Below are 25,297 nucleotides of genomic sequence, written 5' to 3' on the forward strand. Positions count from 1 at the left end.
ACCACCCCGCCGTCGTGCGTCAGGCGCCGGTCGGCGGTTCGCCGACGGTGGTGCTGGGGTCGATGATGCCGAAGACCTCGCCCTGCGCGCCCTGCACGATGCCCATGCGGCCGAAGGGGCTGTCGTCGGGTCCGGACAAGATCGTCGAGCCGAGATCGCGAGCCTTGTCCAGCGCGCTGTCGGCGTTGTCCACCTGGAACCAGGCCAGCCAGTAGGACGGATTGTCGCCCGGCATCTTGGTCGAGTCGTTGATGCCGCCGATGGCGTCGCCGTCCTGGGTCCGGCTGAATGTCGAGTAGATGAAGTTCTGGCCGTCGCCGATTTCGGTGTAGTGCCAGCCGAAGACGTTGGCGTAGAACTCCTGGGCCTTCTTGTAGTCGCTGGTGTGCAGCTCGTTCCAGCAGTAGGCGCCGTGCTCGTTGTAGATGCCCGCGCCGCTGTGCGCCTTGGACTCCCACACGCCGAATACCGCGCCGGTGGGATCGGCGGCGACGAACATCCGGCCGACGTCGAGGACGTCGAACGGCGCCATCATCAGGGCGCCGCCCGCCGCGTTGACCTTTTCGGCGACGGTGTCGGCGTTGTCGGCGGCGAGGTAGGTGGTCCACACGGAGGGCATCGGCATGCCCTCCGGCTTGGGTCCGATGCCAGCGGCCGGGCGGCCGTTGCGCATCGCCATGAGGTATCCGCCCGCCTCGGGCGAACTGTCTTGGATTTCCCAGCCGAAGAGTTCGCCGTAGAAATCGCGGGCGCGCGCGGGGTCGTCGACCTGGCAGTCGACCCAGCACGGCGTTCCCTGCGGCCAGCTTCCATCATGAGTGGGCATTGCGGTGCCTCCTGACATGGGTTGCTGAGGTGCGGCCGAGACAGCCGGCACACGGCTAGTCAACCACCGGTGCTCCGCTGAGGTGGCCCGATTCGGCCGACCACTCCGGGCTCGATTCCGAGCCGTACCCCCAGGTAAAAGACCCCCAAAATAGATCAGTCCCCGGTAGTCTCCATCGATCCGTAAGCCTCAGTCGTCGCTGAGACTCCGGTTTCGACTGGCTTGCCGGGGGCCTAGCCGGATCCTGGATCAGTATCTTCACTGCCAACAGACGTCTCCGTCGACAGTGCGACACTGTCCGGTGCTCCGGTGTAACTTCTAATTTTCCTCCAGATTCTCCTCCAGTCAAGAGGTCCGCCCGCCCGAATCAGGGCCGTATCGGATCGGGTTTTCCCCAGCTCGCAGCGGCCATGAGCTCCGCAGCGCTTCCGGCATCGATGACTACAGCACCGAGGAACTCCCGGCACGACCATCGCGGTCTGCCGTCATGGGTCGATCGACAGATCAGCGACTCCCCAGCATGGTCCGCGCGGAGCTCCGGGCGCGAAATTTGCGCGAAACGCGTAGTTCGGTGCGGCGCGCCGCACTGTAATGGGTTGTGACACAATCGCATACACATGCCGACCGAGGGGAGTGGCAGTGATCGGGGACCGGGTCGCCGCCGAAGTGACAGCTACCGGAGATGACCCGCAGGAGGATCCGGCACTGCTGCGCCGGGTACTCGGGGCGCGATTGCGGCGGTTACGCGAGGCGGCCGGGATCAGCGGGGAAGCCGCGGGCCGAGCGATACGAGCCTCCCATTCCAAGATCAGCCGCCTGGAGGCGGGCCGGGTGGGCTTCCGCACGAGAGACATCGATGACCTGCTGACCCTCTACGGCGTGCACGACGCCGACGTCCGGGACGAGTACCGGCAACTGGCGCGGCGAGCCAATGCCGTGGGGCGCTGGCAGGCCGACGCGGATCTGACGGCGCTACGGCTGGACACGTATCTGGCACTCGAGGACGCCGCCACCATGATCCGCTGCTACGCACCGGGTTTGGTGCCGGAGCTGGTGCGCACGCCGTCCTACGCGCACACGATCTTCACCATCGCCCATCGCGAACCGGCAGCCGACATCCAGCGACGCGTCGAGTTGCTGATGCGGCGGCAGCATCTGCTCACACGCTCCGACCCGCCCAAGGTGTGGCTGGTGATCGAGGCTGCCGCGTTGCGCCGCCCGATCGGCGGGCCCGAGGTCTGGGATGCGCAACTGGACCACCTCGCCGACCTGGCGGCGCGCCCCCACATCACCGTGCAGGTGCTCCCCGACCACGTCGGTGGCCCGGCCATCAGCGAAACACCCTTCACCCTGCTTCGTTTCGCCGCACCCGAACTCAGCGACCTCGTCCACCTCCCGCACACCGGCGGCACCCAATTCCTCGACAAACGCGGCGACCTGGACCACCACAACGCGATCTGGGATCGACTGTGCGTGTGCGCCACACCACCGGAACAGACCACCGAGCTCATCGACGCGCTCCGAACCACGCACGCATAACAGCAAAGGCAAGAGGCAGTACCCAGCGCATGTCCGACAATTTCCTCAGCACGCAGCCGCCGACCACGATCGACATCACCGTCGCGCACGAAGCCCGCGTCTACGATTACTGGCTCGGCGGCAAGGACAACTATCCCGCCGACCGGGCACTCGGCGACGCCATCGCCGAACACATCCCCACCATCAAGAGCATGGCCAGGGCCAATCGGGCCTTCCTCACCCGCGCGGTCCGCTACCTGGTCGGCGAGGCCGGGATCAGCCAATTGCTCGATATCGGCACCGGCATCCCCACCGCGGGCAACACCCATGAGGTCGCCCAGCGGCTCGACCCCGCCGCTCGGATCGTCTACGTCGACAAAGACCCGATCGTGCTCGCCCACGCGCGTGCGCTCATGACCAGCACTCCGCAGGGCCGCACCCGGTTCATCCACGCCGACCTGCACGACCCCCGCTCCATCATCGACCACCCGGCGCTCGCGGACACCCTCGATCTGACGAAACCGGTCGCGATCATGCTCGTCGCGATCATGATGTACTTCCGCGACAGCGACTACCCCCAGGACATCATCAGCACACTCCTGGACGCCGTGCCCTCCGGCAGCCACGTCGTCATCACCCATCCCACCGCAGACTTCGACGCCGATGCCATGGCCGCCGTCACCGCCGCCGCGGAAGCCTCCGGAATCGCCTTCCACCCCCGCAGCCACACCGATACCGCTGCCCTGTTCGCCGGTACCACCCTCGTCGAACCGGGACTGGTTCCGGTCGCGACCTGGCGACCCGAACTCACCGATCGGCCCACCCCCGTCACCAAGGCCGACAGCGCCTGGTACTGGGCTGGCATCGGCTACAAATAGGTGCCTTCAGCCGATGGCGGCCCGCGCCCATGAGGGACGCGGGCCGGTCGCGCGATAGCCGCTAGGAAACGGCTTGACTGACCGCGCTCGGTCCGTCGTAAGTACGGTCGGGTATCGCCTTCAGAGCGTCGAGAATGTCCTTGTCCGCGCCGTTGTCCTCAGCCGCGGCCACGATGCCGTCGCGATCGCACGGATAGTCGACGCCGGACAGGAACTTCTGCACCTGAATCGGATTGACCTGGCCCATGCTGTGCTCCTCTCTCCGATGTTCGGATCCGATCGGCGGACATCCAGCGCACTACCACGACAACACCGGGCCAAACCAGGCAGCGGCGCCGTCGCCACCTGTTTAGCCCGGCAAGCCGGTGGAATCTCGAGGACAGGCATCGGACCGGACGGGAGGACGCATGGACCCCGAGGACATCGCGTCCACCGCGAAAGCCGATAGCGGCCTCGGACCTGACGCGGCGGATCGAATAGGCCAGGCGCGCCCTTCGATCGTGGTACTGGGTGACGCGGTTTTGGATGTGTGGAAATGGGGACGCTGCGAACGGCTGTGCCGGGAAGCGCCGGTCCCGGTCATCGACATCGAGCGCAGCTCGACCATGCCGGGCGCGGCGGGAAATACGGCGGTCAACTTGGCGGCGCTCGGAGCCCGGACGCGATTGGTCGCGCTCACCGGTGACGATTGGGCGGCCGCCGCGTTGCGCGACGCACTGGAACGTTCGAACGTCGACGCGGCCGGACTGCGCCACGCCGCGGGCCGCGCAACCGCTGTCGAAACACGTATCGTGGCCGATGACCACGTCATGGTGTGCTACGACGAGGGTGGCGGCACTCCTGGCGACGATTCCGAAGTCGACGCGCTGGTCGCGTCGCTCGATGCGGCGCTCACCGGCGCCACCGCGGTGGTGATCGGTGACTGTCTCGGAGCGCTCGGCGACCGCATGTGCCACGCCCTCACCGCCCGGCGCGAGCGATTCCCGCTGCTGATCGTCGACACACACCATCCAGGGCGCTGGCGCTCCCTGCGTCCGGATCTGGTGCGGCTCGACGCGGACGACGCCATCGCCGTGCTCGGCCTGTCTCGCGTCGACGGAGACCGCCCGCCGACGAAGCCGGAGCAGCGCGTGGACGTCTTCGACCGTCACCGGCATCGCCTGTTCGAGACGGTCGGCACGAGCACGATCGTGATCACCCTCGACCGAGACGGCAGTGTGCTCTTGGACGAGGATCGTCCGGTGCACCGAACCTGGGCGCAGCCGGTGCCGGACAGTCGATCCGCGGGCGGGGCAGGAGCTTACCTCGCCGCCATGACCCTCGCGTCGCTCAGCATGCCGCTCACCTCGGCTGTCGAGCTCGCGCAGGCCGCCGCCGACGTGGGCGTCCACCGGCCGGGAACCGCGGTCCGCACGACCGGCCGACTGCGGGAGCGGCTGGCTCGTAGCGGCGGGGCGGTCCTTCCGCAGCGGGAATTGGCCGAGGTCGTTCGCACCCATCGCGCGGACGGCAAGCGGATCGTGTTCACCAACGGTTGCTTCGACGTGCTGCACGCCGGGCACGTCGCCTACCTCAACGAGGCCAAACGCCTCGGGGACATCCTCGTGGTGGCGGTCAACTCCGACGCAGGTGTGCGGAAACTCAAGGGTCCCGATCGTCCGGTGAATGCCGCCGCGGACCGCTGCGCGGTGCTGGCCGCACTGAGCTGTGTCGACCACGTGACGATCTTCGACGAGGACACACCGGCCGGATTGCTGCGCGCCACCCAGCCCGACCTGTATGTCAAAGGCGGTGACTACCGGGTCGACACGCTGCCCGAAACACCGATCGTGCGCGCGTACGGCGGCGAGGTCAGGGTGCTGAGTTATCTGGAGGACCGCTCCACCTCCGCGATGATCGAACGGATACGCGACCGGGTGAGCGCGCCCGGCGTGCTGTCGGCCCTCTCGGATTGATCATCGGCGCAGCGGGTACGCGCCGGTCATGGACTCACGCGTGATCGCCACCACGGGCCTGGTCGCCACTCGCGGAACGACCGAGAACAGACCGCGCCCAGCAGCGGCGACCACGGACGCCATGGCGAGCGGTTGAGCAGGCAACCGGCAGGGCACGCTTCCCGACCCGCGAGTACGACGACGAGGAGGGACAACGTCGTGAAGATCGCCATGGTTTCCGAGCACGCGAGTCCGCTCGCCCAGCTCGGCGGCGTCGACGCCGGTGGCCAGAACGTGCACGTCGGCGAGTTGGCGGCCGCGTTCGCCCGCCGCGGGCACGAAGTCACCGTCTACACCCGCCGCGAGGCGCCCGACATCGACGCCGAGGTCGTCACCGACGCCGGTTACCGCGTCGTGCATGTTCCGGCCGGTCCGCTCGAGCCGATTCCGAAGGACAGCATCCTTCCCCATCTCGGCGAGTTCACGACGTTCCTGTGGGAACAGTGGTCGAAGCGCCCACCCGATCTGATCCACGCGCACTTCTGGATGTCCGGGCTGGCCGCCGAGGCGGCTGTGGCGCGGGGCCTGCGCATCCCGGTGGTGCTGACCTTCCACGCGCTGGGCACGGTCAAGCGCCGATACCAAGGCTCCGCCGACACCAGCCCGCCGTCGCGGATCGAATTCGAGCGACTCATCGGCACCCGCGCCGACCACGTGGTGGCCACCTGCACCGACGAAGTCGAGGAACTCGCGCGCATGGGTGTCTCCCGGGCGCGCGTCTCCGTCGTGCCGTGCGGTGTCGACCTGACCTCGTTCGGTCCGCACGGGCCTGCCGCCGAGCGCGGACCGCACAGGCGTCTGGTCTCGGTGGGAAGGCTGGTGCCGCGCAAAGGATTCGACACCGCCATCAAAGCCCTGGTGTACGTGCCCGACACCGAATTGCTGATCGCCGGCGGCACGGACGACGGCCAGGACGCGACCGGCGCCGAATCGCAGCGGCTGCGTCGCGTCGCGGTGGAACACGGCGTCGCCGACCGCGTCCACTTGCTCGGCCAAGTGCCGCACGCCGCGATGCCCGCGCTGCTGCGTTCGGTCGACGTGGTCGTGTGCACGCCGTGGTACGAGCCCTTCGGCATCGTGCCGCTGGAGGCGATGGCGTGTGCGAAGCCGGTGGTGGCCAGCGCGGTCGGGGGGTTGCTCGACACCGTGGTCGACGGTGTCACCGGCGCACTGGTCGCCCCCGAGCCGGACCAGGTGGCGCGCGCGTTACGGCCCCTGCTGGACGACGACTCGCTTCGCCGAGCGTGGGGCGTCGCCGGATACCGACGAGCGCGCGAGCGCTACTCCTGGGAGCGCGTCGCCGAAGAAACGCTCGCCGCCTACCGCCGCGCCACCCCGGCGCCCGAGAGTCCCCTCGCGACCGCGGGCTGAAAGTCGACCATCCACCAGGAAAGGATCTCGTGTGAGCCGACCGGAGAACACAGCACTCGGCAATGTCCTGATCACCGGAGGCGCCTCCGGGCTCGGCGCCGCCACTGTCGAGGCGGTACGCGCCGCGGGTGGCATCCCTTTGGTCATCGACCGGAACAAACCCGAAACCGACGTCCTCTGGGAGTACGCGGATCTGGCGCACTCCGAGGACGCCGAACGCGCGGTGCACACCCTCCTGCGCCGCGCCGACGGCCGCCTGGACGCGGTGTTCACCGCCGCGGGCATCGACTCGTGCGGCAAGCTGGACGACGTCTCGACCGAGGACTGGGAACGGGTCGTCCGAGTGAACCTGTTCGGGACCGCCGCCGTCATCCGTGCCGCGCTGCCCGCCCTGCGCGCCAGCCACGGCACGGTGGTCACCTGCGCGTCCACGCTCGGCGTCAAAGCGCTGCCGGACGCGACCGCGTACTGCGCCTCGAAATTCGGTGTGGTCGGTTTCACCAGGGCGCTCGCGGCCGAGACAGCCGGCGAGGTCGGCGTCACGCTGCTGATCCCCGGCGGTATGCACACCGCGTTCTTCGACGGGCGACCCGCCCAGTACGCCCCGCCGCCGGATGTCCAGCTCAACAGGCCCGAGGATGTCGCGGCCGCCGCGGTCTTCGCCATGACGCAGCCGCGCGGGTGCGAAGTCAGAGAGCTGGTCGTCTGCCACTCCACCGAGCAATCCTGGCCATGACGATCTCCCAGTGGCTTCAACGCCGTCCCAGCGCCACCGAAGCCGTGCAGGCGGCCACGGCCTCGGTGCCCCAACCGCTGAACGTGCTGGTCTGGCACGTGCACGGCTCCTGGATGACCTCGTTCGTCCACGGCAACCACAACTACCTGGTTCCCTTCGATGCCGAAGGCGGCGAATGGGCCCGCGGGCGGCGTGGGCGCCGCTGGCCCGCCGCGGCACGCGAAATCGCTCCGGCCGACCTGGCGAAAGAACAGGTCGACGTCGTGGTCCTGCAACGGCCGGAGGAACTGGAACTGGCGCGCCGATGGCTGGGCCGAGCACCCGGCACCGACATCCCGTGCGTGTACGTCGAGCACAACGCCCCCAGTGAGCACGCCGCCCTCACCCGCCACCCACTCGCCGACCGCGACGACATCCTGCTCGTGCACGTCACCCATTTCAACCGGCTGATGTGGGACAACGGCCGCTGTCCGGTCACGGTGATCACACACGGCGTCCTCGACCCCGGCCATCGCTACACCGGGGAACTCGAACGCGCCGCGACGATCATCAACGAGCCGGTGCGGCGCGGCCGGATCACCGGCACGGATCTGCTCGTCCCGCTCTCGGAGGCCGCGCCCATCGATGTCTTCGGCATCGACACCGACGATCTGCACGTAGCGCTCGGCTTGCCGCCCGAGCGCGTGCACGGCGCGGGCGATCTCGGCCAACGCCGACTGCACGCGGAGCTGGCGCGGCGGCGGGTCTTCGTGCACACCGCCCGCTGGACGTCGCTGGGCCTGTCGGTGATCGAAGCGATGTTCCTCGGCATGCCCGTCGTCGCGCTCGGCACCACGGAGGCGCCGTCCTCGATTCCGGCCGACGCGGGCATCGTGTCGAACGATCCGGCCGTCCTGGACGAGGCCGTCCGCATGTTCCTGCGGGAGAAGTGCTTCGCCGAGGTCGTCGGCAACGCGGGCAGGCACTGGGCGAAGGACACTTTCGGCATCGACCGGTTCACCGCGGCCTGGGACCGGCTGCTGGCCGAAGTCGCCGCCGCCCACCCGGTGCGGACATGAGCGGACACGTGCTGGCAGCCCGGCTCGACAGCGCCGGAGACGTCCTGATCACCGGTCCCGCGGTGCGGGCGGTGGCGGCGCGCGCGAAGCGGGTCACCTTCCTGGCCGGGCCCCGCGGTCGCGCCGCCGCGGAACTGCTGCCCGGCGTCGATGAGGTGATCGAATTCCAAGCGGGCTGGGTCGACTTCGACCCTCCGCCGGTGACCGCGGCCGCGGTCGAGGAGCTACGGACGACGATCGCCGCGCTTCGCGTGGACGAGGCGCTCATCTTCACCTCGTTCCACCAGTCGCCGCTGCCCTTGGCCCTGATTCTGCGCATGGCCGGGGTGCCGCGCGTCTGCGCGATCAGCACCGACTATCCGGGGTCTCTCCTGGATGTCCGCCATCTGGTCGACGAGGACGCGCCCGAACCGATCCGAGCGCTGTCGCTGGCGCGCGCGGCGGGGTATCCGGCGGCGGACGCGCGATTGCGGGTCCGTGCGGACCTGCCCGACGTGCGGGCGCTCACCGGCGATCCCGGCTACGTGGTGGTGCACCCCGGCGCCGCCGTACCGGCCCGGCACATGTCCGCGGCCCGCTCGAGGTCCGTGGTCGCGGCGCTGGCCCGGGCGGGTTACCGGGTGGTCGTGACCGGTGGTCCCGGCGAGAAGGCGCTCACCGCGACCGTCGCGGGCGACGGCGCCACGGACGCGGGTGGCGCGACCGACTTCCCGATGTTCGCCGCCGTGTTGCGCGAAGCGTCCGTCGTCGTCGCTCCCAATACCGCCGCCGCGCACCTCGCCGCCGCGGTCGGCACACCGGTCGTTTCGCTGTTCGCGCCGGTCGTCCCGGCGCAGCGCTGGGCGCCCTACGGGGTGCCGTCCATCGTGCTCGGCGACCAGTTCGCACCGTGCGCGGGCTCGCGGGCGCGGCAGTGCCCGGTGCCGGGGCATCCGTGCCTGAACCAGATCGCCGATGCCGCCGTCGTCGCCGCGGTCGATCGGCTGGCCGAGCTGGCCGCGAGTGGTCCACCTCCTGCCGACACCGAGAAACGTCCTGCCTGAACCCGGGTTCACCGTGCCGCGCGGTTTCAAACTTGTCAGGCCGGGCATGACACACGCATCAGCGCCGTCGAACCGCACAGGCGCGGCACCTGCGTGACGGGGACGAGGAGGGTGAATGAGCATCGCAGAACCCCTGGTTCCTCGTCTCGCCGCGGTGCCCGTTCGTCCCGCGGCGGTGTTGTTCGATCGCGATGACACGCTCATCGTGGATATCCCCTACCTCGCGGACCCGACCCTGGTGCGGCCGGTGCCGGGAGCGCGCGAGCAGCTGCGCCGGTTGCGGAGCGCCGGAATCCGCACCGGAGTGGTGAGCAACCAGTCCGGCGTCGCGTCCGGTCTCATCACGCCCGCGCAGCTCGCGGCCGTCAACGCCAGGGTCGAAGCGCTGCTCGGCCCCTTCGACACCTGGCAGATCTGTGTCCACGCGTCCGCGGACAGCTGCGGCTGCCGCAAACCGGAGCCAGGGCTGATCCTGGCCGCCGCGGAAACCTTGGCCATCGAACCCGCCCGCTGTGTCGTGATCGGGGACATCGGCTCCGACATCGAGGCGGCCCTGGCGGCAGGCGCCGCCGCCATCCTCGTGCCGACACCGCGGACACGCCCCGCCGAGATCGCCCACGCTGAGCGAATGGCCGCCGTCGCCTCCGATCTCACCGCCGCCGTCACCCTCGCCCTCACGGGCGTGCGCAAGGAGGAGGGTCCGTCGTGAGCAACGCATACGAGCCACCGCAGGGCACCAACGAGCTGGCGGACGGGCGCGTCGACCCTCGGCGTATCGCCGCGGTGGAAGACCATTTCGACGCGCTGGGCGTCGCGCTGAGCCGGAACCTTCGACCCGCGGCGGCCCGGATCGTCTCGTGGGCGCAGCAGCTGGTCGACGTGTACGAACGCGGCGGCCGGTTGTTCGCGTGCGGTAACGGCGGCAGTGCCGCGGAGGCCCAGCATCTGACCGCCGAGTTGACCGGGCGCTTCCACGCCGAACGGCGGCCGCTGTCGGCCATCGCGCTGCATGCCGAGACCTCCAGCCTGACCGCGATCGTCAACGACTACGGGGTGCAGGAGATGTTCGCCCGCCAGCTGCGGGCCCACGGTCGCGACGGCGATATCCTGCTGGCCCTGTCCACCAGCGGTTCCAGCGCCAATGTCGTCGCCGCCGCCAAGGCGGCGCAGGAGATCGGGCTCCCCACCTGGGCGATGACCGGCCCCACCCCCAATCCGCTCGCCGCGCTGTGCGACGAGGCGATCACGATCGAAGCGGACACGACGTCCACCGTGCAGGAACTGCACCTGGTGCTGGTGCATTCGCTGTGCATGGCGCTGGACGCGGCGCTCGGGGCGGATTCATGACGTCCATGACCTCCCAGGGCCCGCTGGTCGTGGTCGGCGACGTGCTGCTGGACATCGACATCGAGGGCCGCGCGGACCGGCGCAGCCCCGATGGGGACGTGCCGGTGGTGGACGTGGCGACGCGGACGCTCCGGCCGGGTGGGGCCGGGCTGGCCGCCGCCCTCGCCGGGCAGGACGTGGCGGATGTCGTGCTGATCGGCGGGTTCGCGGCCGACTCCTCGGGCGATCGGCTGCGCGCGTTGCTGCCGGAGCGGATACGCGTTCTGTCGTTGCCCTTTCGCGGTACCACGGTCCGCAAAGAGCGGATTCGCGCCATGGGGCCGTGCGCGGGGTCGGAGGATAGACCGGCGACGATCACCCGGCTCGACTTCGGTGACGGCGGCGTCACCGCGGATCCGTTGCGCGACGACGTCCGGGAGGCGATCGACACGGCGCGAGCGGTGCTCGTCGCGGACTACGGCCGAGGCGCTGCGACGCACCCACAGGTCAGGACCCTGCTCGAGGCGCGGGCGGGACAGATTCCGCTCGTCTGGGATCCGCACCCGAGAGGGCCGGTGCCGATCCGCGACGCCACATTGGCGACTCCGAATCGGGACGAGGCGCAACGGTTCGTTCCCGGCACGCGGGGGCCGCGCCGAGCGGCCAGGACGCTGACGGAGCGCTGGTCCGCGCAGGCGGTCGCGGTGACGCTGGGCGCGGACGGCGCGATGCTGTTCTGCCGCGGCCGTCCCGATGTCCTGCACATCCCGACTCCGTCCGGACTGCTCATGAGCCCGGGATCGGATACCTGCGGCGCGGGTGACCGATTCGCCGCTGCCGCGATCAGCGCGCTGGCCGACGGGGCGGATGTGGAGAAGGCGGTGCAACTAGCCGTCGCGGCGGCGACGGAGTTCGTCAACAGCGGTGCGGCGTCCGCACTCGGCTTCCCGCAGGATCATGCGCCGGTCGCGCCGCGGGATCCCGGAATATCGGATGCGGCAGCCGAGCGGCGATGAGCGTGGGAGGCGGATAGGGCCCCGCGATATGGCCGCGCTGAGCGGAAGGGCGGAGGCTCAACGGTTGGAAAATGGCCCAGGCCAGAGAGTTCGGAAACTCTCCGGCCTGGGCCGTTTGTAGCGGGGACAGGATTTGAACCTGCGACCTCTGGGTTATGAGCCCAGCGAGCTACCGAGCTGCTCCACCCCGCGTCGGTGAACACAACATTACACACGGGTTCACTCGGACTGCAAATCGCCAGTTCAGCGGCGTTTTCCAGGGTCGCCGGTGCGACATGCCGAAGCAAACGCGGACTGCGCGGACGATCGAGCGTCGCACACCTCGCCCAGAACGGATCGGACGAGCGCCCACAGCGGCGCCGCATACGAATAGACACAATTCGAACGGTCCAAACGTGACACATATCACTATATCGCCGTGATCTCACTCACATAACGATGCGATAACTTGGCGCGTATTCAGCGTGTCGGAGACGATTGCCACCTGCGAAAACGCCGATATTCAGGTTATTCACTCCATGCGATTCCGGCGTTATCGAGATGTGATCTGCTGAGATTTCTTCGTTACCGTCAGTCCACGGCCCCGATCAACCGTGACGGGCTCGAACTCGAACCGCCGAACACCGGTAACCCTGTCCCGCGGTTCGAGGATCCCCGACGACCTGGGGACAGGGACACGGCAGAACGCTCCATCGCCGTGCCGGCGGGCGCAGGGAGGGAATCGACCATGACTGAGAACCGGAAGTTCAGCACCCGCGCCCTCGGCTTCGCCGCCATCACCGGCGCCCTTGTTGCCGTCCCGTTCGCATTCTCCACCGCTTCGGCCTCCGGCGCGCCGACCCACGACTGGGACGGTGTCGCGCAGTGCGAGAGCGGTGGCAACTGGGGGATCAACACCGGTAACGGCTACTACGGTGGCCTTCAGTTCTCGCAGAGCACCTGGGCCGCCAACGGTGGTCAGGGCAACGCGTCCAACGCGAGCAAGGAAGAGCAGATCCGCGTGGCGGAGAACGTGCTCGCCACCCAGGGGCCCGGCGCCTGGCCGACCTGCGGCAAGTACCTGCGTCCCGGCACCTCCGAGCCGGAGCCCGCCGTCCAGCCGGAGCCCATCCCCGCCGTGCCCGCCGTCCCCGCCGCGCCTGCCGTCCCCGCCCCGAGCGAGACCCAGACGGTGGTCGACCAGGCCAAGTCCGCCGCGGGCGAGCTGGCCAAGCGGTACGGCCTCGAGGGCCAGTTCCAGCAGCTTCTGGACCAGCACAGCACGCTGATCGACTCCTTCGGTCGCTGACCGCCCGCGCCGGAATACTCCGGCGCCACACGAAAGACGCCGCCATCGCGATGATGGCGGCGTCTTTCGTTCCTGTCCTACCTCAGCGGCGTCGCACTACCTCACCGGCCCGCGTCCTGATAGGCCTTGACCGCGGCTTCCAATTCGTCCAGCGCCCGGCCGAAGTCCTGGAAGTTGCCGCTGCGCATGGCATTTCGCACATTCTCGATCTTCCGGTTCAGCTCGGCCGCGGCCGCGTCCTTGGCCGACGACGACCCGGTCGCGGGCGGCGGAACGGAAGCGGGGGCCGGGGTTCCGGCGTTCGTCCCGCCGTTGCCCTGCTCGACCGGCGGAGGAACGGTGCCCGGCTTCGGCCTGGTGCCCGAGTCACCGCCGAACGGCGTCGCCAGCGCACCCGCGCCGGGGATGACCTGGTTCAACGCCTCGGCCAGCGTGGAGGCATAGCCGACCTTGACACTGCCCGCCTCGTCCCGGTAGCTCACCAGCACCCGCAGCAACTGCGGGAAGGTCGCGGTATTCGGGCCGGTGTTGCGTTCGTTGTAGAACGGCTCCACATAGAGGATGCCGCCGTCGGCGACCGGCAAGGTCAGCAAATTGCCATATTTGATCTTGTTCGAATTGGACAGCAGCGTTTTCTCGCGGGATACCTCCGGCGCCGTCGTCATGCGGTTCTGGGTCTGCTGCGGGCCCAAAGTTTGTGTGTCCGTTGGCAATCGCAGAATCGTGAATTTTCCGTACCCGTCCGGATCCGACCGCACGGAAATATAGGCCGACAGGAACTGCCGGTTGTACCCGACCATGGCGCTGGTCAAATTGAACGTGGGCTTGTTCGTTTTCGAATCACCCAGCAGCACGTAGTACGGCGGCTGGCTCGCGGTCGTCCCACCCTCGGTGGTGGGATCGGCGGGAACCGACCAGAACGCGTTGTTGGTGAAGAACTCGCGCGGGTCGTCCACGTGGTACTTGGTCAGCATCTCCCGCTGCACCTTGAACAAATCCTCCGGATAGCGGAAGTGCGCCCGCAGTTCCGGCGAGATCTCACTCTCCGGCTTCACCGCACCGGGGAACACCCCGCGCCACGCCTTCAGCACCGGGTCCGACGAATCGACCTCGTACAACGTGACGGTGCCGTCGTAGGCGTCGACCGTGGCCTTGACCGAGTTGCGGATGTAGCTCACCGATTTGCGCGGCAGCAAGCGGCCGGTCTTCTTGTCGATGCTGTCCTCGAGCGCGCCCTCCAGCGAGGTGGTCTGCGCGTAGGGGTAGTCGTCCAAGGTGGTGTAGGCGTCGACGATCCAGACGATGCGCCCGCCGACCACGGCGGGATAGGCGTTGCCGTCGGTGGTCAGCCACGGCGCGACCTTCTGCACCCGCTCACGCGGGCTGCGGTTGTAGATGATCTTGGAGTCGTCGCCGATGGCCGAGGAGAACAGGATGTTGCGCTCGGCGTACTTGGCCGCGAAAGCGAGACGGTTGATCCAGCTGCCGATCGGCACACCACCCTTGCCGGTGTAGGTGTACTGCGCGGTGTCGGAGTCGTATTCCCGCGGACGCTGGCCGTCCATCGCGCCCACGATCGCGTAATCCGGGTTGGACTGCGAGATCAGCTCGCCGAAGTACACCCGCGGCTGGTCCACCTTGATCCGCTGCTTGTCCGCAGGCGTGAACAGGTCGCTGACCATGAAGATCGGATAGCCGCTGTCGCTGCTGCCTCCAGTGGCGTTCGGGTCCTCGGACTGCGGCTTGTTCACCCGGTTGGCGGGAGCGGCGACGAACCCGTTGCCGTGGGTGTACACCGTGTGCCGGTTGATCCAGTCGGTCTGGTTGCCGCTCAGCGCGGCGGGCGAGAGCTCACGCGCGGCGACGATGTAGTCCTGCACGTCGCCGTCGAGGTTGTAGCGGTCGATGTCCAGCGACTCGGGGAAGCCGTAGAAGTTCTTCAGCTGGCGCAGCTGGGTGAAGGTGGGCGAGAGGATGTTCGGGTCCAGCAGCCTGGCGTTGCCGATGGTCGCGGCGTCCACCGGGACCTCGAGCGGGCTCTTGCTGCTCTCGCCCTTGTAGTCCTTGTAGTCGATCTTGTCGTCGGTGATGCCGAACGCCTGCCTGGTCGCGGCGATGTTGCGTTCGATGTACTCGCTCTCCTTGTCCGCGGCGTTCGGGCGCACGGAGAACTGCTCGACCACCAGCGGCCACACCGCGCCGACCAGGATCGAGGACAGCACGAGCAACGCGGCGGCCATCGCGGGCACCCGCAGATCGCGCAGCACGATCCCGGCGAAGAAGGCCAGCGCGCAGATCACCGCGATGGACAGCAGGATGAGCTTGGCGGGCAGCACCGCATTGATATCGGTGAACGAACCACCGGTGAAGGTGGGTTCCTTACGGCTGCTGGACAGCAACTCGTACCGGTCGAACCAGTACGCGATCGCCTTGAGCAGCACGAAAAGCCCAGCCAGCACGGCGAGTTGGATGCGCGCAGGCCGGGTCAGCGTGCCCTCGCGTCCGGTCAGCCGCAGGCCGCCGAAGACGTAGTGAGTGACCAGGCTGGCGAAGAACGCGATGACCACCGCGACGAACAGCCAGTTCAGCACCATCCGGTAGAACGGCAGATCGAAGGCGTAGAAGCCGACGTCGAGGCCGAATTCCGGGTCCTTCTCGCCGAACGAGCCGCCATTGAGGAACAGCTGCACCGTCACCCAATTCGACTGCGCCACCAAGCCCGACAGCAGGCCGAGCAGCGCGGGGATGCCGACGCCGAACAGCCGCAGCCTGCTCATCACGGTGGTGCGGTACCGCGCGATCGGGTCGTTGGGTCCGGCCACCGGCACGAACACCGGCCGCGACCGGTAGGCCAGCAGCAGCGCCAGCCAGACCGCGACGCCGACGAACGCCGCCACGACGATGAACAGCAGGATGCGCGTGCGCAGCACGGTGAGATACACATCGCGGAAGCCGACCTCGCCGAACCACAGCCAGTTCGTATAGGTGTCCGTCAGCCGCGGCCCGAGCAGCAGCAGCGCCGCTAGGACGATGGCCGCCACCAGCAGCACACGGCTGCGTCGGGACAGCGAAGGTAAGCCGGTGGGGGGCCGCATGCCCACGATGCCACTCTCCAAGGTCCGGCGACGCTCGCACCGATACGCCCGGCCGATGCGCCGCAGTCCGATGTTGCGGGCGGTCCTTGGCGGACCGTCTCGGCCCACTCTACGGAAATCGGACACCGCGCAGCTGGCAGGGTTGCGCTCGCCGCGCCGGATGGATCACTGTCCGGGTTCCGCGGATGTCCCGAACGCCCGTTTGGTTGGATGTTCGCGTGACGCCAGACCTGCACGCCGAACTCGTCCTAGCCCGTTCCGTCCGAGAGGTGGCGGAATTCGTGGATGCCGAGGGGTGGGGTCATCCGCCGCAGATGTTCGCGCTGGTGCCGACGGCGGACCTGGTCGCGGCACAGCCGGAGCTGGAGGATCAGCTCGACGCGGGCGACGAGCTGACGCCGGTCGCCCAGGAGGCCTTCCCGGACGACGTGACCGGCGGATCGATGGCTCTCGACGAGTTCCTGGCCACCACCAGCTGGCCGCCCGCCGTCCGGGGGTGCGTGCTGGTGCAGGAGATCGTGGTGCTCCCGCCGGACGCGGAATCCACGCTGGACGACGCCCTCGCCCCGCTGCTGGCCGACCACGACGCCGCTGACGCCGCCGCGCGCGCGGCAGCCGAGGCGCACCCGCAGCGCCGGGAGGCGCGGCTGTTCGCCGCGGTGCTGCGGGACGGCGCGTCGCTGTGCCTGCTGCAACTGCGCCCAGAGGACGACGCCGACGACTTCGGCGACCTCGACCTGCGCACCTATCCGAACCTGGCCCCGAACCTCGTCGAGGCCCTGCGCCACACCCTGGACTGAGCGCCCTCGCTCACCCGCAGCTGACCGGCTCCCTGCCCGCGGTGATGTCGTTGAGCGACTGCACCGCGCCGGTGAGGTTCTCGACCTTCACCAACCGCAGGCCGTCCGGGGTCCGCTGCCTGGCCTCGTTGCAGTTGGCCGCGGGGACCAGGAAGGTCTCCGCGCCCGCCTCGCGCGCGGCCATCATCTTGTACTGGATGCCGCCGATCGGGCCGACCTTGCCGTCCTGATCGATGGTCCCGGTGCCCGCCACGAACTTGCCGCCGTCCAACTCCCCGGGGGTGAGCTTGTCGATCAGGGCCAGACTGAACATCAGGCCCGCCGACGGGCCGCCGATGTCGGCGAGGTTGAACGCGACCTGCATGGGCGGGCGGGCGCCCTCGCCCGGCGTCACGCCGAGGTAGCCCTTGGCCGCGTCGTCGGGGCGGGCGCCGAGCGTGATCGTCGCGGTCTGCTCGGCGTTGTCCCGCCGGTACACCACGGTGAGCGGCGTGCCGGGCGCCTGCGCGGACACCGCGGCGACCACGTCCTTGGGCACGGTCATCGGCGTGCCGTTGATGCTGACCAGCTCGTCGCCCGCGCGCAGCACGCCACCCGCGGGGCCGTCGTCGGCGACCTTGCGCAGCAGCACGACCGTCGGCAGCTTCAGGTAGTGCAGCGCGGCCACCTCGGCGTTGCCCTCGGAGTCCTTGAAGTCCTCCTGGTTGGACTTGTCGATCTCCTCACGCGACACGCCGGGCGGGTAGACCTCCGAACGCGGCACCAGACCGTGCTTGCCGCTGGCCCAGAAGCCGAACGCCTCGAAGATGGTCAGCCCGTCGCGCACCGACACCGTGGTCATGTTGAGGTGACCCGTGGTGGGATCGACCTCCGTTCCCTGGACGTCGACGACCTCCTTGCCGTCCACCTTGCCGAGCGTGTTGAAGGTGGGTCCTGGACCGAGTGCGACGAACGGCACGGTCAGCACACTGCCGACGACACCGAGCACGAGCACCGGGATCAGGGCGGCCACCAGGGTGAGGATCCGACGATTCACCCGGACCACAGTAATGACAGTGGGCGCCGCGCAGCGGCAGAGGCGGTCATTTCGCCCGCGCGCGCCGCCGCCGGTTTCGCGCCGCGCGAACACTGAGCCGAGGTGCTACGCGCGTAGATTAAGGACTATGAGCGACCTCCCCTTCGGATTCTCCAACCGCGACGACGATGACGAACGCAAGCGCGGCGGCGAGCCGAGCGGTCCTGGTCCGAACGACGCGTTCGCTTTCGGGATCGGTGGGTCCGGCGCGGGCGGATTCGATCCGGCGCAGCTCGGGCAGATGCTGACCTCGCTGGGCCAGATGCTCAGCGGCATGGGCCAGCCGGGTTCGGGGCAGGCCGGGCCGGTGAACTACGACGTCGCCAAGCGGCTGGCCCGCCAGCAGCTCGGCTCGACCGTCACGCCGGTGACCGCGGGCGCCGCGAGCGCCGTGGCCGACGCCGCGCATCTGGCCGAGCTGTGGCTGGACAGCGCGACGGCCCTGCCCGCGGGCGCCACCAAGACGGTCGCGTGGTCGGCCAACGATTGGATCGAGCAGACCTTGCCCACCTGGCAGCGGCTGTGCGACCCGGTGGCCGAGCAGATCTCCGGGATGTGGACCGCGTCACTACCCGAGGAAGCCAGGCAGTTCGCCGCGCCGATGGTCGGCATGCTCGGCCAGATGGGCGGTCTGGCGTTCGGCTCGCAACTCGGCCAGGCGCTCGGCCAGCTCGCCAAGGAGGTGCTGACCTCCACTGATATCGGCCTCCCCCTGGGACCCACCGGCACCGCCGCGCTGCTGCCCGCGGCGATCTCGGAGTTCAGTGCGGGCCTGGAACAGCCGGAAAGCGAGATCCTGGTGTTCCTCGCCGCGCGCGAAGCCGCCCACCAGCGGTTGTTCGGGCACGTGCCGTGGCTGCGGCAGCAGGTGCTCGGCGCGGTCGAGGACTACGCGCGCGGTATCCGGATGGACTTCTCCGCGCTGGAGCAGGCCGCGCAGGACATCGACCCGATGTCGCTGACCGATCCCGCGAAGCTCGAGGAGATCCTGGCCCAGGGCACGTTCGAGCCGCAGACCACGCCGGAGCAGAAGCAGGCGCTGGAACGGCTGGAAACGCTGCTCGCGCTGATCGAGGGCTGGGTGCAGGTGGTGGTCGGCGACGCCGTCGGCGATCGGTTGCCCGGCGCGGGCGCGCTGGCCGAGACGCTGCGCAGGCGCCGCGCCACCGGCGGACCGGCCGAGCAGACCTTCGCGACGCTGGTCGGCTTGGAGTTGCGTCCGCGCAAGCTGCGCGAGGCGGCGGCGTTGTGGCGCAGGCTCACCACCGACGCGGGCATGACGGCGCGCGATCGAGTCTGGTCGCACCCCGATCTCCTGCCGGATTCCGCCGACCTGGACTCCCCGGCCGGTTTCATCGACTCGGTGATCGGTGGCGGAACGACCGCGTTCGACGATCCCCTGGCGCAGCTGGCCGAGACCGAGGCGCGCGAGCAGGCCGAACGCGAAGGCAAGGACGGCGGTTCCGGCCCGGACCTGGGCAAAGAGGGCGACACGCCCGCTTGATCCGCCCTGTGGATGACGCGAAACCCTGGGGATAACCGCGGGTCTCGAAACGAGTCACGCATTGCGTGTTTCGCATACTGCTGACATGACAACGATGTGTCGCGGTCCGCGGTTGCGTCCCAGCGTGACCGTCCTGGTTCGCCCGGCCGGTGTCGTCCAGCTCGGATGTGATCCCGAGACCGCGGTGGTGCTCGGTCCGGAAGGCATGGACGCCGAGTCCGTCCTGACCTTCCTGCGCCTGCTGGACGGCTTGCGCACCAAACCGCAGATCATCTGGCGAGCCGGGGAATGCGGTATCGATGCCGAACGTGCCCTGGCGTTGCTCACCCTGATCGACGAGGCCGGGCTGCTCGACCATCCCGAGGACCGGGCCGGGCGGGTCCTCTCGGTGCGGGTGCACGGGCTCGGCCCGCTGTCCGACGCGGTCTCGACCGGGCTGCGCGCGCTCGGGGTGCGGCCGAGCCGTTCCAGGGACTATCCGTCCGGTACGGCGACGGTACGCACCTGGAGGACGGATCTCGTGGTTCTGGCCGACGCGCTGATGCCGGATCCGCGATTGGTGAACGATCTCCTGCTGCACCGCATTCCACATCTGCAACTGCGCATTCGAGACAACAAGGGCGTCGTCGGGCCCTTGGTGCTTCCCGGCGCCACCAGTTGCCTGCGCTGCGCCGATCTGATCCGCTCGCAGAACGACTCCGACTGGCCCCATCTGGCCGCCCAGCTGCTCGGCCGGGTCGGCCACGCCTCCCCCGCCGGGATCGCCGCGACGGCCGCGGTCGCCCTCGGCGAACTGGAGGCGATCCTGGATTGTTCGCCGCGGCGCACCCCGGCCACGTTGAACGCGACGGTGGAGCTGGATCTGCGCTCGCACGTCCTCGATCGGCGCGTATGGCACCGGCACCCCGCGTGCGCGTGTGCGCGAGTGCCCGCTCACCTCGGCGCGGGAGCGCGTCGGTGATCAAGATTGCCATGGCCGATTCGCTGGTCCGTCCGCCATGATGGGTACGTGTCAGAGATCGCGCGCAGTCGCTCGTCCCGCAACGCCAAGTTGGCCAAGATTCCGCTCGGCATCGCGGGCCGGGCCGCGGTGGGATTCGGCAAGAGGCTCGCCGGAGGCGACAAGTCCGAGATCAACGCCCAGCTCAACCAGAAGGCCGCCGAGCAGCTGTTCACCGTGCTGGGTGAACTCAAGGGCGGCGCCATGAAGTTCGGACAGGCGCTCAGCGTGATGGAAGCCGCCGTTCCGGAGGAGTTCGGCGAGCACTACCGCGAGGCGCTGACCAAACTCCAGGCCGCCGCGCCGCCGATGCCGGCCGCGACCGTCCATCGCGTGCTCGACCAGCAGCTCGGCACCCAGTGGCGTACCCGCTTCCGTGAGTTCGACGACATCCCGGCCGCGTCGGCCAGCATCGGACAGGTGCACCGGGCCGTCTGGTCGGACGGACGACCGGTCGCGGTGAAGGTGCAGTATCCCGGCGCGGACGACGCGTTGCGCGCGGACCTCAAAACCCTGTCCCGGATGACCGGCTTGGTCGCGTCGGTGATCCCCGGTGCGGACGTGAAGCCGATTCTCGCCGAGATCACCGAGCGCACCGAAGAGGAACTGGACTACCGCAACGAGGCGGCCAACCAGCGCGCCTTCGCCAAAGGCTTCGACGGACACGGCGAGATCGTCGTGCCGAAAGTGGTGGCCAGCGCGCCGAAGGTGATCGTCACCGAATGGCTGGACGGGACGGCCGTTTCCGCGATCATCAAGCAGGGCAGCGAAGATCCGGCGGGCACTGTCGCGCTGCGCAATCGAGTCGCGGGTCTGATGGGCCGATTCCACTTCTCCTCCCCGGAGGTCGTCGGACTGCTGCACGCCGACCCGCATCCGGGCAATTTCATGATGCTGCCCGACGGCAGGCTCGCCGTCATCGATTTCGGCGCCTGCGCGCCGATGCCCGACGGCTTCCCCCCGGTACTCGGCCGGATGCTGGCCCTCGCGGTCGAGGAGCGCTTCGCCGAGCTCACCGAGTTGCTGTACGACCACGGCTGGGTGATCCCGGGCCGGGTGGTCACCCATCAGGAAATCGCCGACTATTTGCGTCCGTTCACCGATCCGATCCAGGCCGACTCGTTCCACTTCACCCGCAGGTGGATGCAGCGGGTGGCGGGCAAGGCTTCGGAGTTCTCCAGCCCGGAGATGAAAACCGCTCGGGCGCTGCAACTCCCGGCGGAATACGTGATGATCTTCCGGGTGCTCGGCGGTTCCGTCGGCATCCTGGCCCAGCTGGACGCCGAACTGCCGTTCATGCAGTTGGTCCGCGCCTGGATGCCCGGCTTCCGCGAGGAACGCAGCTCTGCCTAATTTGCAGCGCCTGCTATCTGGCCCAACGACAAGCACAAGCTGCCCGTCCATCGCACTTCCAGCCCCGTCGGGTGCGAGTCTTACGAGCGCCGTTCGCGGCCCGTCTCGGGTCCGAGTGACCGAAGCGCATGCGCCGCAGGCGCGAGTCTCGGCCGCTCGGACGCGAGACTTCCCGGGGCCGCGAACACGCAGCGCCGCAGGCGCTGCAAGACCAACACAGCAGGGCAGCCGCCCACCGGACAACGGTGGGCGGCTGGCCTGCTTTCTCGTTCGTTGGCTCGGCCCGTGCCTGCACCGACCGAATCGAGCACATCGACCGGAGGGAGGGAAGTCACTCCCCGACTCATGCCGGGACCGCGACCTTGCGCGGACGACCACGTGGACGCTTGCGGGCGATCACGACACCCTGGTCGAAGATCTCACCGCCCCAAACACCCCATGGCTCACGCCGATCGATGGCCGCGCTCAGGCAGCCCATGCGGATCGGGCAGGTCGCGCACAGCGCCTTGGCCTGCTCCAACTGGACCGGGCTCTCGGCGAACCAGAGATCCGGGTCGCCAGCACGGCAGGGCAGGGCCTTGGTGGACTCCTGGGGACGAGTAGTCGACGCCACGGTTCGGCATGTCACGTCAGTAGCGGCTTGTGGCCAACCCTGTGCGGTGAACACGTCGTTCTCCTTCAGCTCGTTGCAGCGGTTCGTTTCGTTGTCCGCGAAACCGGTGCCTGGTGGCTGAAGGGCCGGAGAATATTGGCCACGGTTTCGCTGTCGTGCGATCCGTGGCCAGGAGGTCGGGGAGGAGTTCCCTACCTAGGTCGACATCTGTGTCGAGTCCTGTTCACGGTCGCTGGGTGTGCGGTGCGGAGGCGTGCTGCCCGCGGATCCGCCGGCTCGAAGCCGAACTCGTCCGCGAAGACGCCGACTGCTGCCTCGGCAGCCGTCGGGTGCCAACCCGCGCTGGGCTTGTCCTGGATTTCGGTGCGAATGGATGCAGGCATGACAGTGGAATTCACTTTCGTGCCGGACATGCCGCAAGCACTGATTCCGGACAGACCGATCCCCTGCAAGGCGAGGATCCCCCGGGAGGCCGCCATGGGCGCATAGACCGCAACGCCATTGGCGTCGAAGTTCATGATGTTGTCCATTGCTCTGCCTCCCTCCTGTACTCGTTGTCGGTAACTGTGCGCGCCGAGATGACCTCCCGGTGCGTGAAATCCACCATAGGCAAGATCGACGACGGCGACAACCTATTTTCTACCTGCGGTTTTGTGATGTGGATCGGATCCGGGACGCGACGATCGCCAGGACGTCCGCGCCGAACTGATCGATCTTCTTCGCGCCGATGCCCGCGATCGAGGCCAGCGCGGCGTCGTCGGCGGGCAGTTGTTCGGCGATCGCGGTGAGCGTGGTGTCGGTGAACACGACGAATTCGCGCACGCGCAACGACTCCGCCTTCTCCGCACGCCAATCCCGCAGGGCGGCAAGCAGTTCCGCGTCCAGCTCGGCCGGACAGCGGCGGCATCGGCCCAGCATGGTCGCGTACGTGCCGATCAGCGGTTTGGCGCAGACCCGGCAGGTCGGCCGGGCTTCTTTGGACGCGGGGGCGGCCGGTGCCGCGATACGCGAGGCGGGCGAGTCGTCGGGGACGAGGCCGTTGAGGAACCGGGAGCGCCGCCGAGTGCGCCTGCCGCCCTCGTTCCTGGCCAGCGCCCAGGACAGTCGTAACTGCTCCCGCGCCCTGGTGACTCCGACGTAGAGCAGCCGCCGCTCCTCCTCCAGCGCGGCCTGGTCGGCCACCGAGCCGTCGTCGGCGAGAACGTGCTGGATGGGCAGGGTGCCGTCGGAGAGGCCGACGAGGAATACCGCGTCCCACTCCAGCCCCTTGGCGGCGTGCAGGGAGGCCAGCGTGACGCCCTGCACCGTGGGTGGATGCCTGGCCTCGGCGCGGGCGGCGAGTTCGCGCAGCAGCCCGGTCAGGTCGAGACGGTCGTCGTGGGCGATGAGTTCCTCGGTCAGGCGCACCAAGGCGACCAGCGAGGACCAGCGCTCCCTGGCCTGCGCGCCCGCGGGTTCGGTGGCGGTCAGGCCGATCGGGGCGAGCGCCGCGCGAACCAGCGAGACCAGGGCTCTGCCGCTGCGCGCCTGGTCGGGCAGATCGTCGCGGGACTGGGCCTGACGCAGTGCCTGCACGGCCTGCTTGACCTCGGTGCGCGCGAAGAAGCCCTCACCGCCGCGCACCTGGTAGGGGACGCCGCGCTCGGTGAGTGCCTGTTCGTAGCTCTCCGAGTGGGCGTTGATGCGATAGAGCACCGCGATCTCGGCGGCGGGCGTGCCCGCCTCGATGAGCCGGGCGATCGCCTTCGCCACCGCCGCCGCCTCGGCGGGAACGTCGTCGTACTCGGCGAAGGCGGGCTCGGGTCCGTCGGGCCGCTGCCCGACCAGTTGCAACCTGGTGCCCGCGATGCGACCGCGCGCTGCTCCGATCACCCGGTTGGCCAGCGACACCACCTGTGGAGTCGAGCGATAGTCGCGTTCCAGTCGCACCACCGTCGCGTCGGGGTAGCGGCGGGAGAAATCGAGCAGGTAGTTCGGCGTGGCGCCGGTGAACGAATAGATCGTCTGGTTGGCGTCGCCGACGACGGTGATGTCGTCGCGGTCGCCGAGCCAGGCGTCGAGCACCCGCTGCTGTAGTGGTGTGACGTCCTGGTATTCGTCGACGACGAAACTGCGGTAGCGGCCGCGGAATTCGTCGGCGACCGCAGGATAGTCCTCCAGCGCGGCCGCCGTGTGCAGCAAAAGGTCGTCGAAGTCCAGCAGCAGCCCGTCCGGCGTGGCCTTGAGTTTCTCGTAGCCCGCGTACACGTCGGCGACGCGCATGGCGTCGTAGGGCGTCTCGCGCCGCCGCTCGGTGACCGCCGCCGTGTAGTCCTCCGGCGCGATGAGCGATGCCTTCGCCCACTCGATTTCGCTCAGCAGGTCGCGAACGCTGTCGGTGGACGTGGACAGTCCGGCCCGGTTGGCCGCCTGCGCCACGATCGGGAACTTGGCGTCGATCAATCGCCACGGCACGTCGCCGACGATCTGCGGCCAGAAGTACTTCAGCTGTCGCAACGCCGCCGCGTGGAACGTGCGCGCCTGCACCTTGGTGGCCTCGCCACCGAGGCCGAGCGCGCGCAACCGCGTCCGCAACTCCCCCGCCGCCCGCGCGGTGAAGGTCACCGCGAGCACCTGATCGGCCTTGACCTGCCCCTGCGCGATCAGATGCGCGATGCGGTAGGTGATGGTCCTGGTCTTGCCGGTGCCCGCGCCCGCGAGCACGCACACCGGACCGCGCGGCGCGCGCACGGCGGCGGCCTGCTCGGGATCCAGGTCGGTGAGGTCTAGTGCGGGCACGCGGTCCATCATGACAGCGCCCACC

General features: G+C 69.0%; 22 protein-coding genes and 1 tRNA gene. 15 read left to right on the forward strand and 8 right to left on the reverse strand.

What is annotated here, in order from left to right:
- Positions 1-19 precede the first annotated feature (19 nt).
- A complete protein-coding gene (locus ON34_RS20030) occupies positions 20-826 on the reverse strand; it encodes a VOC family protein (RefSeq protein WP_040781446.1) in 807 nt (268 codons plus the stop codon).
- A gap of 639 nt (positions 827-1,465) precedes the next feature.
- Here ON34_RS20030 and ON34_RS20035 point away from each other — a divergent pair.
- Both ON34_RS20035 and ON34_RS20040 read left to right on the forward strand, forming a co-directional pair.
- The gene (locus tag ON34_RS20035) at positions 1,466-2,365 is read left to right on the forward strand and encodes a helix-turn-helix domain-containing protein (protein WP_245548107.1); all 900 of its coding nucleotides are present in this window, start codon (positions 1,466-1,468) and stop codon (positions 2,363-2,365) included.
- Between the two features lie 29 nt (positions 2,366-2,394).
- Positions 2,395-3,222: an SAM-dependent methyltransferase gene (locus tag ON34_RS20040; protein ID WP_040781448.1), complete on the forward strand. Its 828-nt coding sequence runs from the start codon at positions 2,395-2,397 to the stop codon at positions 3,220-3,222.
- Between the two features lie 61 nt (positions 3,223-3,283).
- Here ON34_RS20040 and ON34_RS20045 read toward each other — a convergent pair whose 3' ends face one another.
- The gene (locus ON34_RS20045; RefSeq protein WP_040781450.1) at positions 3,284-3,469 is read right to left on the reverse strand and encodes a DUF2795 domain-containing protein; all 186 of its coding nucleotides are present in this window, start codon (positions 3,467-3,469) and stop codon (positions 3,284-3,286) included.
- A 160-nt stretch (positions 3,470-3,629) separates the two neighbouring features.
- Here ON34_RS20045 and rfaE2 point away from each other — a divergent pair, with 160 nt between their 5' ends.
- The 8 genes from rfaE2 to ON34_RS20085 all read left to right on the forward strand — a co-directional run bounded on the left by rfaE2 (position 3,630) and on the right by ON34_RS20085 (position 11,766).
- A complete protein-coding gene (gene rfaE2, locus ON34_RS20050; protein ID WP_040781451.1) occupies positions 3,630-5,177 on the forward strand; it encodes a D-glycero-beta-D-manno-heptose 1-phosphate adenylyltransferase in 1,548 nt (515 codons plus the stop codon).
- Positions 5,178-5,375: 198 nt separating this feature from the next.
- Positions 5,376-6,587 (forward strand): glycosyltransferase, encoded by a 1,212-nt coding sequence (locus tag ON34_RS20055; RefSeq protein WP_040781452.1) that lies wholly within the window; start codon positions 5,376-5,378, stop codon positions 6,585-6,587.
- A 31-nt stretch (positions 6,588-6,618) separates the two neighbouring features.
- Complete coding sequence (locus ON34_RS20060; RefSeq protein WP_040781455.1) at positions 6,619-7,323, forward strand: SDR family oxidoreductase; 705 nt, start codon at positions 6,619-6,621, stop codon at positions 7,321-7,323.
- A gap of 113 nt (positions 7,324-7,436) precedes the next feature.
- Positions 7,437-8,381: a glycosyltransferase gene (locus ON34_RS20065; RefSeq protein WP_085997108.1), complete on the forward strand. Its 945-nt coding sequence runs from the start codon at positions 7,437-7,439 to the stop codon at positions 8,379-8,381.
- Entirely contained in the window at positions 8,378-9,424 is a 1,047-nt protein-coding gene (locus ON34_RS20070) for a glycosyltransferase family 9 protein (RefSeq protein WP_051022893.1), read from the forward strand. The genes ON34_RS20065 and ON34_RS20070 overlap by 4 nt, the downstream gene beginning before the upstream one ends.
- Before the next feature lie 115 nt (positions 9,425-9,539).
- Positions 9,540-10,133: a D-glycero-alpha-D-manno-heptose-1,7-bisphosphate 7-phosphatase gene (locus tag ON34_RS20075; protein WP_051022894.1), complete on the forward strand. Its 594-nt coding sequence runs from the start codon at positions 9,540-9,542 to the stop codon at positions 10,131-10,133.
- Positions 10,134-10,207: 74 nt separating this feature from the next.
- On the forward strand, positions 10,208-10,771 hold the full coding sequence (locus ON34_RS20080) for a D-sedoheptulose-7-phosphate isomerase (protein WP_040781559.1): 564 nt from the start codon (positions 10,208-10,210) through the stop codon (positions 10,769-10,771).
- Positions 10,768-11,766 (forward strand): PfkB family carbohydrate kinase, encoded by a 999-nt coding sequence (locus ON34_RS20085; protein WP_051022895.1) that lies wholly within the window; start codon positions 10,768-10,770, stop codon positions 11,764-11,766. The genes ON34_RS20080 and ON34_RS20085 overlap by 4 nt, the downstream gene beginning before the upstream one ends.
- Positions 11,767-11,884: 118 nt before the next feature.
- On the opposite strand, the gene ON34_RS20090 is transcribed toward ON34_RS20085, so the two are convergent.
- Positions 11,885-11,958 (reverse strand) — tRNA-Met (locus ON34_RS20090).
- A 535-nt stretch (positions 11,959-12,493) separates the two neighbouring features.
- On the opposite strand from ON34_RS20090, the gene ON34_RS20095 reads away from it, so the two are divergent.
- Positions 12,494-13,054 (forward strand): transglycosylase family protein, encoded by a 561-nt coding sequence (locus tag ON34_RS20095; protein WP_040781456.1) that lies wholly within the window; start codon positions 12,494-12,496, stop codon positions 13,052-13,054.
- A gap of 101 nt (positions 13,055-13,155) precedes the next feature.
- Here the strand turns inward: ON34_RS20095 and ON34_RS20100 are convergent, their stop codons facing one another.
- Entirely contained in the window at positions 13,156-16,155 is a 3,000-nt protein-coding gene (locus ON34_RS20100) for a UPF0182 family protein (RefSeq protein ID WP_040781564.1), read from the reverse strand.
- A gap of 212 nt (positions 16,156-16,367) precedes the next feature.
- Between ON34_RS20100 and ON34_RS20105 the strand changes: the two genes are divergently transcribed.
- Positions 16,368-16,949: a PPA1309 family protein gene (locus tag ON34_RS20105; protein ID WP_040781459.1), complete on the forward strand. Its 582-nt coding sequence runs from the start codon at positions 16,368-16,370 to the stop codon at positions 16,947-16,949.
- 10 nt (positions 16,950-16,959) lie between these two features.
- Here the strand turns inward: ON34_RS20105 and ON34_RS20110 are convergent, their stop codons facing one another.
- A complete protein-coding gene (locus ON34_RS20110; RefSeq protein WP_083889579.1) occupies positions 16,960-17,985 on the reverse strand; it encodes a YlbL family protein in 1,026 nt (341 codons plus the stop codon).
- 127 nt (positions 17,986-18,112) lie between these two features.
- On the opposite strand from ON34_RS20110, the gene ON34_RS20115 reads away from it, so the two are divergent.
- From ON34_RS20115 to ON34_RS20125, 3 genes are all read left to right on the forward strand, one after another.
- Positions 18,113-19,528 carry a zinc-dependent metalloprotease gene (locus tag ON34_RS20115; RefSeq protein WP_040781462.1) on the forward strand — a complete coding sequence of 472 codons (1,416 nt, stop codon included), beginning with the start codon at positions 18,113-18,115 and terminating at the stop codon, positions 19,526-19,528.
- An 85-nt stretch (positions 19,529-19,613) separates the two neighbouring features.
- Positions 19,614-20,489, forward strand: coding sequence for a hypothetical protein (locus ON34_RS20120; RefSeq protein ID WP_040781464.1), 876 nt, complete (start codon positions 19,614-19,616; stop codon positions 20,487-20,489).
- A 48-nt stretch (positions 20,490-20,537) separates the two neighbouring features.
- Entirely contained in the window at positions 20,538-21,881 is a 1,344-nt protein-coding gene (locus ON34_RS20125) for an ABC1 kinase family protein (protein ID WP_040781466.1), read from the forward strand.
- 343 nt (positions 21,882-22,224) lie between these two features.
- Here the strand turns inward: ON34_RS20125 and ON34_RS20130 are convergent, their stop codons facing one another.
- The 3 genes from ON34_RS20130 to ON34_RS20140 all read right to left on the reverse strand — a co-directional run bounded on the left by ON34_RS20130 (position 22,225) and on the right by ON34_RS20140 (position 25,284).
- Positions 22,225-22,548, reverse strand: a complete 324-nt coding sequence (locus tag ON34_RS20130) for a WhiB family transcriptional regulator (RefSeq protein WP_083889575.1) — start codon at positions 22,546-22,548, stop codon at positions 22,225-22,227.
- Positions 22,549-22,685: 137 nt separating this feature from the next.
- Positions 22,686-23,024, reverse strand: coding sequence for a hypothetical protein (locus ON34_RS20135; protein WP_040781468.1), 339 nt, complete (start codon positions 23,022-23,024; stop codon positions 22,686-22,688).
- 109 nt (positions 23,025-23,133) lie between these two features.
- Positions 23,134-25,284: an ATP-dependent DNA helicase UvrD2 gene (locus tag ON34_RS20140; RefSeq protein ID WP_040781570.1), complete on the reverse strand. Its 2,151-nt coding sequence runs from the start codon at positions 25,282-25,284 to the stop codon at positions 23,134-23,136.
- Between the last annotated feature and the right edge of the window lie 13 nt (positions 25,285-25,297).

The organism is Nocardia pneumoniae NBRC 100136, from assembly GCF_000308755.1.
Lineage (GTDB): Bacteria > Actinomycetota > Actinomycetes > Mycobacteriales > Mycobacteriaceae > Nocardia > Nocardia pneumoniae.